The following is an 11,517-nucleotide window of genomic DNA, read 5'->3' as shown; positions in this document are numbered from 1 at the left end:
TCAATTTCCTATCGGCTTATTCTGCGGCGATCTTCATGCCGTCGTCATCCTCGTCACCTTCGGTGAGCGAAGACAATTCGACATTGAGACCCAGGCTGCGCATTTCCTTGACGAGAACGTTGAAGCTCTCCGGAATACCCGCTTCGAAGGTGTCGTCACCCTTGACGATCGCTTCGTAAACCTTGGTCCGTCCGATCACGTCATCCGACTTGACGGTGAGCATTTCCTGCAGCGTGTAAGCCGCGCCGTAGGCCTGGAGTGCCCAGACCTCCATCTCACCGAAGCGCTGACCACCGAACTGCGCCTTACCACCCAGCGGCTGCTGGGTAACAAGCGAGTACGGGCCGATCGAACGTGCGTGGATCTTGTCGTCAACAAGGTGATGCAGTTTGAGCATGTAGATGTAGCCCACAGTCACCTTACGGTCGAACGCGTCACCGGTGCGGCCATCGAACAGCGTGACCTGACCCGAACCGGGCAGACCCGCTTTCTCAAGCATTGCGGTGACATCGGCTTCGCGCGCACCATCGAACACCGGCGTACCCATCGGAACGCCATTGGTCAGATTACCCGCGAGCTCGACGATTTCCGCGGTTGAGCGGGCTTCGATCTCGTCAGCGTAGTCTTCGCCGTAAGCTTCCTTCAGCCGCTCGACCACTGCGTCAGGCGGGGTCGCCTTGGCGTAGTCTTCTGCAGCATTCGGGTTGGCCATCTTCCAATCTTCCAGAGCCCGCGTAACCTGCTGGCCAAGACCGCGTGCGGCCATGCCCAGGTGGGTTTCGAAGATCTGGCCGACGTTCATACGCGACGGCACGCCGAGCGGGTTGAGCACGAGGTCGACAGGGGTACCGTCTTCGAGGAACGGCATGTCTTCCTGCGGAAGGATCCGCGAAATAACACCCTTGTTCCCGTGGCGGCCTGCCATCTTGTCGCCCGGCTGAAGCTTGCGCTTCACGGCAACGAAGACCTTGACCATCTTGAGCACGCCCGGAGCGAGTTCGTCACCGCGCTCAAGCTTTTCCTTCCGGTCATCGAACTTCTCTTCGATGCGCTTGATCGCTTCGTCGTATTGCGACTTGATCGCTTCGAGCTGCTGCTGACGGGTATCATCGGCCACCGCGAACTTAAACCATTCGTGGCGCTCGATCCCGTCGAGCATTTCGCCGGTGATCTCGCTGCCCTTCTTGACGCCTTTCGGCGCTGCGGACGCGGTGCCGCCAACCAGCATGTCGTGCAGACGGTTGTAGGTTGCCCGGTTGAGGATCGCGCGTTCGTCTTCGCTATCCTTGCGCAGACGCTCGATTTCCTCGTTCTGGATCGCACGCGTACGGTCATCGATTTCGATACCGTGGCGGTTGAACACGCGGACTTCGACAACAGTACCGGCAACACCAGGCGGCAGACGCAGCGAGGTATCGCGAACGTCAGAAGCCTTTTCACCGAAGATGGCGCGGAGGAGTTTTTCTTCCGGCGTCATCGGGCTTTCGCCCTTCGGCGTGATCTTGCCTGCAAGAATGTCACCCGGGTGCACTTCTGCACCGATGTAAACGATACCGGCTTCGTCGAGGTTGCGCAGGGCTTCCTCGCCGACATTCGGAATATCGCGGGTGATGTCTTCAGGGCCAAGCTTCGTATCGCGGGCCATGACTTCGAATTCCTCGATATGGATCGAGGTGAACACGTCATCCTTCACGATACGTTCGCTGATCAGGATACTATCTTCGTAGTTGTAACCATTCCACGGCATGAACGCGACGAGGCTGTTCTTGCCCAGCGCCAGCTCACCAATGTCGGTCGATGGACCATCAGCGATAATGTCGCCGGCTTCGATCACTTCACCAACCTTAACCAGCGGACGCTGGTTGATGCAGGTGTTCTGGTTCGAGCGCTGGAATTTCTGCAGCGTGTAGATGTCGACGCCCGACTGGCCGGGTTCGACATCGCCGATTGCACGGATCACGATACGGGTCGCATCGACCTGGTCGACGATACCGCCGCGCGTTGCGGAAATCGCAGCGCCGGAATCGCGGGCCACGGTTTCTTCCATGCCGGTGCCGACGAAAGGCGCTTCGGCCTTCACCAGCGGCACAGCCTGACGCTGCATGTTCGATCCCATCAATGCGCGGTTGGCGTCATCGTTTTCCAGGAACGGGATGAGCGAGGCGGCAACCGAAACAAGCTGCTTGGGCGAAACGTCCATCAGCGTGATCTGGTCGTTCGGCAGCATCACGAATTCGCCAGCCTGACGGGCCGAAACGAGTTCTTCGACAAATGTGCCGTCTTCGTTCAGTTCTGCCGAAGCCTGCGCAACCGCGTGCTTCTGCTCTTCCATGGCCGACAGGTAGTTTACTTCACCGGTAACCTTGCCGTCCTTGACCGCACGGTAAGGCGTTTCAATGAAGCCGTATTTGTTGACGCGGCTGAACGAGGCGAGGCTGTTGATCAGACCGATGTTCGGGCCTTCCGGCGTTTCAATCGGGCAGATACGGCCATAGTGCGTCGGGTGAACGTCGCGGACTTCGAAGCCTGCGCGCTCACGGGTAAGACCGCCCGGCCCAAGCGCCGACACACGGCGTTTGTGGGTGACTTCCGACAGCGGGTTGGTCTGGTCCATGAACTGCGACAGCTGCGAGGAGCCGAAGAATTCGCGTACCGCTGCAACAGCCGGCTTCGCGTTGATCAGGTCGTTCGGCATTACAGTCGACACATCGACGCTGCTCATGCGTTCCTTCACTGCGCGTTCCATGCGCAGCAGGCCGACGCGGTACTGGTTTTCCAGCAGCTCGCCAACCGAACGGACACGGCGGTTGCCGAGGTTATCGATATCATCGACCTCGCCCTTGCCGTCTTTCAGGTTCACCATCTCCTTGACCACGGCGAGGATGTCTTCCTTGCGCAGGGTGGTCACGGTGTCTTCCGCGTCCAGTTCAAGACGCATGTTGAGCTTTACGCGGCCAACGGCGGAAAGGTCGTAGCGTTCGCTGTCAAAGAACAGGCCTTCGAACAGGGCTTCTGCGGTTTCCTTGGTTGGCGGTTCGCCCGGACGCATGACCTTGTAGATCGCTTCCAGACCTTCGTCGCGGTTCTCGGCCTTGTCGACGGCTAGAGTATTGCGGATCCACGGACCAGTATTGATCTCGTCGATGTCGAGCAGTTCGAGGCGGTCGATGCCAGCAGCGTCGAGCACTTCGAGGTTTTCTGCCGAAAATTCGTCGCCAGCCTCGATATAGATACGGCCGGTTTTCTCGTCGATCAGGTCACGTGCGGAATAGCGCGCGAAGACTTCTTCAGTCGGGATCAACAGTTCGGTCAGGCCGTCCTTGGCAGCTTTGTTGGCTGCGCGCGGGCTGATCTTCTGGTTGGCTGCGAACACTTCTTCGCCGGTCTTTGCGTCGACCAGGGCGAAGGCAGGCTTCGCATTGCGCCACTGTTCCGGAACGAACGGCATTTTCCAGCCATCGCCCTTCTTGCCCGAGACGCGTTCCCAGGTGACGGTGTCGTAGAAGTGATCGAGGATACCTTCGCTGTCGAGGCCGAGTGCATAAAGCAGCGACGTGACAGGCAGCTTGCGCTTGCGGTCGATACGAACGTTGACGATGTCCTTGGCGTCGAATTCGAAATCGAGCCACGAACCGCGATATGGAATGACGCGGGCAGCAAACAGCAACTTGCCCGAAGAATGGGTCTTGCCGCGGTCATGGTCGAACAGAACACCCGGCGAACGGTGCATCTGCGACACGATAACGCGCTCGGTGCCATTGATGATGAACGTGCCGTTCCCGGTCATGAGCGGCATGTCGCCCATATACACGTCCTGCTCCTTGATATCGAGCACGGAGCGGGTTTCGGTTTCCTGGTCGACTTCGAATACGATCAGGCGCAGCGTGACCTTCATCGGGGCCGCATAAGTGATACCGCGCTGGCGGCATTCGGTTGTGTCGTATTTCGGCGGCTCAAGTTCGTAATGCACGAAATCAAGCTCGGCAGTGCCGGCAAAGTCACGGATCGGAAATACGCTGCGCAGGGTCTTCTCAAGACCCGAAACGTAATCGATCGAAGGATCGGAGCGGAGGAACTGTTCGTAGCTCTCACGCTGCACTTCGATCAGGTTAGGCATCTTCACGACTTCGTGAATGTCGCCGAAAATCTTGCGGATGCGCCGCTTTGCAGTGCCGGTGTTGGCACCTGTTTTCCTGAGCCGTTTTTTCGCTCCGGTGCTGCTTGCCTTGGTCGCCATGGAGGGTGCTTGCCTCTTATAAAGTGATCCCGCCTACGCGTTGGCGGGTGATCTGTTTGTGTCTGCGCGGATGGACACTTCCAATCAGGACGCGGAAAAGCCGCAGCGAATCGTACCGTTCCCGGTACAGCTGCAGCTCAATAAAAGCGTCGCGAATATGGAATCGCCGCTTCCGTTCTTGGACTGGCCTCCGCGCAAAGGCCCGTCGCGCTCGAAGCGTGCGGTTGCCAGCCATATAGGAATGGCTCGCCGCACTGTCAAACCGAGTCTGGCCGACCGATTCTGGGAGCCCGGGGCTGGCAAGCCGAATGGATCAGGCCGGGACCAGTTTATGGTGCGCACAGTCTGGCTGGTTTGCGGCAAAAACCATTAAAAACACCAGGACGGCTTGCAATCGCAGCCGGTTTTACCGGAAAAGGGGCAATGGACGGCAAGAAATCCGCACACCCGCTGCACGACCCGGCTGGCTATGTTGCGCTCGGTCAGAAACTGGCTTCGAGCGAACAGGGGGAACTGGCACTCTCCCTGATAGCAAGGGCCATGAACGCCGATCCGGGCGATTCGCGTGTTCGCGCGCTCTCCAGAATGATTAGCAGCCACAAAGTTGATGGCTTTCATCGCGGGATGCTGGCGGACGAACCGCGAAATGCAGCCTATCGTGCGGCTATCGAACGGCTCGCGCCCGGCAAGAATGTACTCGATGTCGGCACAGGGTCTGGATTGCTCGCAATGATGGCCGCCCGTGCGGGCGCGAAATCGGTGGTCGCCTGCGAAATGAACCCGATGCTGGCCGCAACCGCGCGCGAAATTGTCGCTGCGAACGGCTTATCCGATCAAATCACGATTATCGGTCGCAATTCGGCGGAACTCGACAAGGACGCTGATCTGGCAGGAGGCGCGGATCTGGTGATCTCGGAGATAGTGTCAGACGATCTGATCGGAGAAGGCATGCTTCCCGCACTGGAGGATGTCCGGACGCGGCTGTGCCGGCCCGGCGCGGTGTTCTTGCCGGAGGGCGCCGACATCAGGGTGTCTCTGTGCGAATTGACCGGCAAGCGCACACCGATAGGCGAAGTGGAGGGGTTCGACCTGTCGCTGTTCAACCGGCATGTCGCACCAACACGCCCGGTGCATAACGCCCACCCGAAACTGAAACAGATTGGCGAGACCGGGAACCTGTTCACATTCGAATTTTACTCAGATGCCGAAATTCCCCAGACCGGCGAGGCGGCGCTTGCGCTAGCCAGCGGTGGCGAACAGGCAAACGGTATCGCGCAATGGATACGCCTCAGGCTGACGGACGGGATATCGTACGAGAACGCGCCCGGCCCCGCCCGTGCGCTTCACTGGCCGGTGCGCTTCAGCCCGCTTGCCGGAACAGAGGATGGGCCGGAAATAGACAGGTCTGAGATAGAGGCAAAAATCGAAGTCGGGGGCTGGTTTGGCGGGCACCAATTGACGGTTTGGCACCGGAACTAGCGCCAGTCGCATATTGCAAAGCGGAACGGGGCATATTGTTTTTCGATATTATTGATTGACAATAAATCTGATTGCCCTTATTGATTTTCGATATCGAGCATATTGGAGATCGACAAATGACGCAATTCACTCAACATGCCACCGCCGCAATCGCTGCGCTGGTGATCGTCGCAATCACCTGGATACCGGTTATTTCCGTTCCCAGTGCACAGGCCGCCGCGCTGATGGCACCTATACTCGCCTGACGTTCGAAGAAAGGAACCGCCCATGGCCGCCCGCCCGAATGACCCGCTGCTCGCAGCTGGCAAGATTGTCACCACCCTCGTCAGCGCGCTGCTGCTGCTTGTTGCGGTGGTGCTGGTACTTACGATTCCTGCATTCCTCTTCAGCTACAAACACGTGGCAGAAGCGCTGGATGGGAACGCCGCCAACCTGCCACTTGTCCTGGCCACCATCACCGGCCTTCTGACGCTCGGCGCAGCAGTAATGGCTGCCGCCTTCATGTTCTTCCGCTATCTCGGCAAGATCATCGACACGGTCGGCCAAGGCGACCCGTTCGTGGACGAAAACGCTGACCGGCTTGAGAAAATGGGCTGGATCGCCGCTGTATTCCAGGTGGCCGCAATTCCCATGATGATGGCCGTCGCCTATCTGCAAACACAGTTCCCGGAGCAAGAAATCCAGCTGGATATCGAACTGTCGGCAACCGGCGTCTTGCTGGCAATCGTCCTGTTCATCCTTGCACGGGTATTCCGTCAGGGCTCGGCCATGCGCGAAGAACTGGAAGGAACCGTCTGATGCCCCCCGCAAACAACGCAGCCGGCGAAGGCGGCATGATCTTGGTCAAACTGGATGACCTGCTCCACGAACGCCGCATGACGCTGACCGAACTGGCGGAGCGAGTCGGCCTGACCCTCGCAAACCTGTCGATCCTGAAAACCGGCAAGGCAAAAGCCATCCGTTTTTCCACGCTTGAGGCGATCTGCCGCGAATTGGGCTGCCAGCCGGGCGATCTGCTGGCTTATCAAGCCGGGGTTGAGCCAGCCGCCTGAGGTACTGGCCCGAGGTCTTGGCCCCACCACCCCCTTAATTCAGGTACTCGCGAGCCATCTTGCCACATTTTCGCCAATCTTCTGGAACCGATGCGCTGGCGGGTGGTTGGTAGCCTGATCCGAAAGGAAAATGGACGGCGAATACTCAAGTCGCGCGGCCGTTTACCAATTGGCGCTTTGGATATTTTTCACTGGCCATTGACTCTCGGCCCGTTAACGGGATGTTGCGCCGACCGGTGAGTCAAATGACTGGGTTTTGAAGGGGAATTATTATGAAGAAACTTGCACTTGTCGCTATGCCATTGGCTTTCGCACTGACCGCTTGTGGCGGTACCGCTGAAGAAGAAGCAGAAGACGTAGCGGAAGCAAAAGTTGAAGCCGCTGGCGACGTAATCGACGAACAGGCTGAAGCTCTCGAAGCTCAGGCTGACGAAATGGAAGACGCTGGCGACGAAGCTGGTGCCGAAGCTGTTGAAGCTGAAGCTGAAGCTCTGGAAGACCAGGCTGACGAAATGTAATTGCATTGCCGGACTGGTTTGACCGGTCCGGCACAAAACTGCAGGCCTGCCGGGAAACCTGGCGGGCCTGTATGTTTCCAGATTACAAGGTTTTGGGCACTGTGGTTTCGATAGCCCGTGTCCCGAGTATTTCTATCGAGGGGAATAAACATGAAAAAGATTCTACTGGTTGCAGCTCCGCTTGCATTCGCCCTGACCGCTTGTGACGGCCCGGCTGAAGAAGTTGGCGAAGAAATGGACGATGTCGTTGAAGCTCAGGCTGAAGTCATCGACGAAAAAGCTGAAGCTCTCGAAGCTCAGGCTGAAGTGGCTGAAGACGCTGGCAACGCCGGCGAAGCTGCTGCTCTCGAAGCAGAAGCAGAAGCTCTCGAGGACAAAGCCGACGACATGTAATTGCGTCTGCATATCTTCTGAAAAGGCCTGCCGTGCGAACGGCGGGCCTTTTCTTTATGGGCCGGACTCTTTCTCGATGGGCCAGCCTCTTTCTACGCGCAATTCGGTTGACTCCTGATGCAACTGCGCTAGATGCCGGCCCGTTCGCTGGGCTGACGGGTCCAGTGAACATCCGTCCGAGACAGTTGGTGAAGGCAATCTGGCCTTCTTAATTTCCAGCCTAGACGGGGACAGAGAATTTTTATGTGGCCATGCGCCGCATTCGCGCCTCACTCCGATATTTGGATATTGGCGCACCCTCCTTCCCCATCAACGGACCTTTAACCCATGTCGGTTTGCGGCATGGGCAAATGTGAGCCGGTCGCTCGCGCGCTTTCGGGTGTACGTGCGGCCATAGTGAAGGAGTAAGGCATGGATCGTTCGCAGAAATCCGACGCGGTCGCCGAGCTGAATGCAGTTTTCAACGAGGTTGGCGTGGTTGTTGTAACCCGCAATCTCGGCCTGTCGGTGGCACAGTCCACTGATCTGCGCGGAAAAATGCGTGATGCAGGGGCGTCCTACAAGGTTGCGAAGAACCGTCTTGCCGCGCTTGCCCTGAAAGACACCCAGTACGAAGGCCTGGAGGAATTGCTCTCCGGTCCGACCGCTCTCGGATATTCCGAAGATCCGGTCGCGGCGGCCAAGGCTGCGGTGGAATTCGCCAAGTCGAACGACAAACTTGAAATTGTCGGCGGCTCGATGGGCGGACAAATGCTCGACGAAGCTGGAATCAAGGCACTCGCCTCGATGCCAAGCCTCGACGAACTGCGTGGTACGATTATTGGTCTGGTTAACGCACCGGCGACGAAAATCGCTCAGGTTGTTAACGCACCGGCCAACAAGCTTGCTCGCGTCTTCGGTGCCTACGGCGCCAAAGAAGCAGCGTAAGCGGTTATTCAAGCGAAACAATTTTGGGGCGCTTTTTGCCCCGCCAAGTCATCTAATTGGAGTAAAGCATCATGGCCGATATCGCCAAGCTTGTTGAAGAACTTTCGAAACTGACTGTCCTCGAGGCAGCTGACCTCGCCAAGGCACTGGAAGAAGAGTGGGGCGTTAGCGCCGCTGCTGCAGTTGCTGTTGCTGGCCCAGCTGCTGGCGGCGACGCACCTGCTGCTGAAGAGAAAGACGAATTCGACGTCATTCTCACCGGCGACGGTGGCAAGAAAATCCAGGTCATCAAAGAAGTTCGCGCCATCACTGGCCTGGGCCTGACCGAAGCAAAGGGCCTCGTCGAAGGCGCGCCTAAGCCACTCAAGGAAGGCGTGAACAAGGCAGAAGCCGAAGAAATCAAGGGCAAGATCGAAGCAGCCGGCGGTACCGTCGAACTCAAGTAAGCCAACGCTTACGCTTCGATCCGCTCAGGATCACCGAGGAAGGGCGGTGCCGTACTGGCGCCGCCCTTTTTCTATGAGCAGTCTTCCTATTGCTGCAAACTGCACTTGGCATGCCTGCTAATCTGGGCCAGCACTGCGAACAGTCAAATCAGGGGACTATCGCACATGCTCGCCAAATGCCGTTTCTACACTGCCGTCGCTGCCGCCGCCATGATTGCCGGGACCGCTGCCACCGCGCAGGATGCACCGATCGTGAAGCCGGGCGCGCCCGGCCAGCCGACCCAGCGCCTGACCGCTGAGCAGGCGACCGCCCTTGCTTCCACCGCATACGCCCCTGCCGACGTGATGTTCATGCAGGGCATGATCGTACACCACCAGCAAGCCGTTGAAATGGCGGCGCTGATCGCAGAGCGCACCAGCAAGGAAGAAATTGTCGCACTGGGCGGGCGCATTGATGCCAGCCAGAAAGACGAAATGAAATTCATGACCGACTGGCTCGCTGAAAAGGACGAACCGCTGCGTATGGAGGGCATGGGCCACGCCGCGCATATGGGCATGATGGGCATGGCGACGCCTGAACAGATGAAGCAACTGGCTGCATCCACCGGCACCAATTTCGATCGCCTGTTCCTCGAGCTGATGATAGCCCACCACAAGGGTGCGGTTGAAATGGTGGATGACCTGATCGAACAGCCGGGCACCGCGTCGGATCCGGTGTTCCTGGAATTCACCGATGATGTGAAGAACGACCAGAACACCGAGATCGAGCGGATGAACGCAATTCTCGCCAGCCTGTCCGATGATCCGCGTGCGACGCTGGCTGCAGGACTGACCGATGCTGGTGAGGCAATTCTGAACCTGCGGAAAGTGGCGACCCTGCCCAAACCTGTCGGCTTCTTCGACCCGGCCAATCCGGGCGAACTGCGTCCGGAAATCAAGAAGGACGAAACTGAGGGAGACGCCGGCACCGAAGTTGCAGAGAGCGACGCAGAAGCGGCCTCTGCCGATCCGCGCGACAGTGAGGATGACAAACCGCAATTTGCGAAACGCGGGCCTCTGCTCGATTTTGCCAACACCGACATGGCGTTCAGCGGGGATCTGCTGGTTGCCGGCAGCTATCACGGGTTCAACATCTACAAGCTTGGCGAAGATGGAACGCCCGGCCTCGTCAGCTCGGTCGTCTGCCCGGGCGGGCAGGGTGACGTTTCCATTGTCGGCGATCTGTTGCTGATGAGTGTGCAGGACACCCGCGCCCGCGTTGATTGCGGGCTTCAGGGAGTTACCGAAAAGGTCAGCGAAGAACGCTTTCGCGGCCTGCGCGTGTTCGACATTTCTGACCTGACCAATCCGGTTCAGGTGGGCCAGGTCCAGACCTGCCGCGGATCGCACACCCATTCGGTTGTGTCGCAAACCGATGATGCGCTGATCGTCTACAATTCCGGCACCTCGCGTATTCGCGACGAGAAGGAACTGGCCGGCTGCATCGGCGATGTGCCCGGCGATGACCGGACCGCATTGTTCCGTATCGATGTGATCGAAATCCCGTTGGCCGATCCTTCGCGGTCACGCATCGTCGATAGTCCCGCCGTGTTCGCCGATCCGGAAACCGGCCGCCTCGCCGGACTGTGGCAGGGCGGCGATCACGGCGAAGACACGCAGGAAACCAATTCAACCAACCATTGCCACGACATCACCGTTTTCCCTTCGCTCAACCTCGCGGCGGGCGCGTGTTCGGGTAACGGCATCATTTTCGACATCACCGATCCGCGCGCGCCGAAGCGGATCGACGAAGTGACCGACAAGGGCTTTGCCTATTGGCATTCGGCCACGTTCAACAATGACGGGACAAAGGTGCTGTTCACCGATGAATGGGGCGGCGGCGGACGCCCGCGGTGCCAGGCAACCGACCCGCGCAACTGGGGCGCGAACGCGATTTACGAGATAGTCGACGGGCAGCTTGAATTCCGCAGCCTTTACAAGCTGCCGGCACCGCAAGGGGACAAGGAAAACTGCGTCGCGCACAACGGTTCCATCATCCCGGTGCCGGGCCGCGATATCTTCGTGCAGGCCTGGTATCAGGGCGGCATCAGCGTGATCGATTTCACCGATGCGCAAAATCCGTTTGAAATCGCCTATTTCGACCGCGGGCCCATCGACGAAGATCAGCTTGTGACCGGCGGATACTGGTCAGCCTATTGGTACAAGGGCCGCATTTACGGCACCGAAATCACCCGCGGGCTCGACGTCTTTGCGCTGGAACCGAGCGAATTTCTGAGCGCAGAGGAAATCGCCGCCGCAGAAGCCGCCGATCAGGGTGAAACCTTCAACCCGCAAACACAGCTGCCGGTGACATGGCCGGATGATATCGCCCGAAGGGTCGAAGACAGCCGCAAGGGCGGCTGACTGCCCGCGGGGACTGCTGTTGCGTGATAGCCGCGCCGCTTGCTGAAAGCGGCGCGGCTTTT

Annotated in this window: 10 protein-coding genes; 9 read left to right on the top strand and 1 reads right to left on the bottom strand. The window is 58.7% G+C overall.

Annotated elements, in window-relative coordinates:
- Positions 1-16: 16 nt before the first annotated feature.
- Entirely contained in the window at positions 17-4,237 is a 4,221-nt protein-coding gene (gene rpoB, locus GRI43_RS12280; RefSeq protein WP_160731377.1) for a DNA-directed RNA polymerase subunit beta, read from the bottom strand.
- A gap of 423 nt (positions 4,238-4,660) precedes the next feature.
- On the opposite strand from rpoB, the gene GRI43_RS12275 reads away from it, so the two are divergent.
- From GRI43_RS12275 to GRI43_RS12240, 9 genes are all read left to right on the top strand, one after another.
- Entirely contained in the window at positions 4,661-5,716 is a 1,056-nt protein-coding gene (locus GRI43_RS12275; protein WP_160731376.1) for a 50S ribosomal protein L11 methyltransferase, read from the top strand.
- Positions 5,717-5,832: 116 nt separating this feature from the next.
- A complete protein-coding gene (locus GRI43_RS14035) occupies positions 5,833-5,961 on the top strand; it encodes a hypothetical protein (protein ID WP_268893600.1) in 129 nt (42 codons plus the stop codon).
- Between the two features lie 22 nt (positions 5,962-5,983).
- On the top strand, positions 5,984-6,514 hold the full coding sequence (locus GRI43_RS12270; protein ID WP_160731375.1) for a DUF2975 domain-containing protein: 531 nt from the start codon (positions 5,984-5,986) through the stop codon (positions 6,512-6,514).
- Positions 6,514-6,768 carry a helix-turn-helix domain-containing protein gene (locus GRI43_RS12265; RefSeq protein ID WP_160731374.1) on the top strand — a complete coding sequence of 85 codons (255 nt, stop codon included), beginning with the start codon at positions 6,514-6,516 and terminating at the stop codon, positions 6,766-6,768. The genes GRI43_RS12270 and GRI43_RS12265 overlap by 1 nt, the downstream gene beginning before the upstream one ends.
- A gap of 272 nt (positions 6,769-7,040) precedes the next feature.
- Positions 7,041-7,286: a hypothetical protein gene (locus tag GRI43_RS12260; RefSeq protein ID WP_160731373.1), complete on the top strand. Its 246-nt coding sequence runs from the start codon at positions 7,041-7,043 to the stop codon at positions 7,284-7,286.
- Positions 7,287-7,436: 150 nt separating this feature from the next.
- Positions 7,437-7,679, top strand: a complete 243-nt coding sequence (locus tag GRI43_RS12255) for a hypothetical protein (protein ID WP_160731372.1) — start codon at positions 7,437-7,439, stop codon at positions 7,677-7,679.
- Positions 7,680-8,090: 411 nt separating this feature from the next.
- The gene (gene rplJ / locus GRI43_RS12250) at positions 8,091-8,606 is read left to right on the top strand and encodes a 50S ribosomal protein L10 (protein ID WP_160731371.1); all 516 of its coding nucleotides are present in this window, start codon (positions 8,091-8,093) and stop codon (positions 8,604-8,606) included.
- Positions 8,607-8,677: 71 nt separating this feature from the next.
- Complete coding sequence (gene rplL / locus GRI43_RS12245) at positions 8,678-9,052, top strand: 50S ribosomal protein L7/L12 (RefSeq protein WP_160731370.1); 375 nt, start codon at positions 8,678-8,680, stop codon at positions 9,050-9,052.
- 165 nt (positions 9,053-9,217) lie between these two features.
- The gene (locus tag GRI43_RS12240) at positions 9,218-11,455 is read left to right on the top strand and encodes a DUF305 domain-containing protein (protein ID WP_160731369.1); all 2,238 of its coding nucleotides are present in this window, start codon (positions 9,218-9,220) and stop codon (positions 11,453-11,455) included.
- Positions 11,456-11,517 lie beyond the last annotated feature (62 nt).

This window comes from Pontixanthobacter luteolus, from assembly GCF_009828095.1.
Classification (GTDB): Bacteria; Pseudomonadota; Alphaproteobacteria; order Sphingomonadales; family Sphingomonadaceae; genus Pontixanthobacter; species Pontixanthobacter luteolus.
Note: the sequence above shows the minus strand (reverse complement) of the source record. Positions and strands in the feature narration are given on the sequence as shown.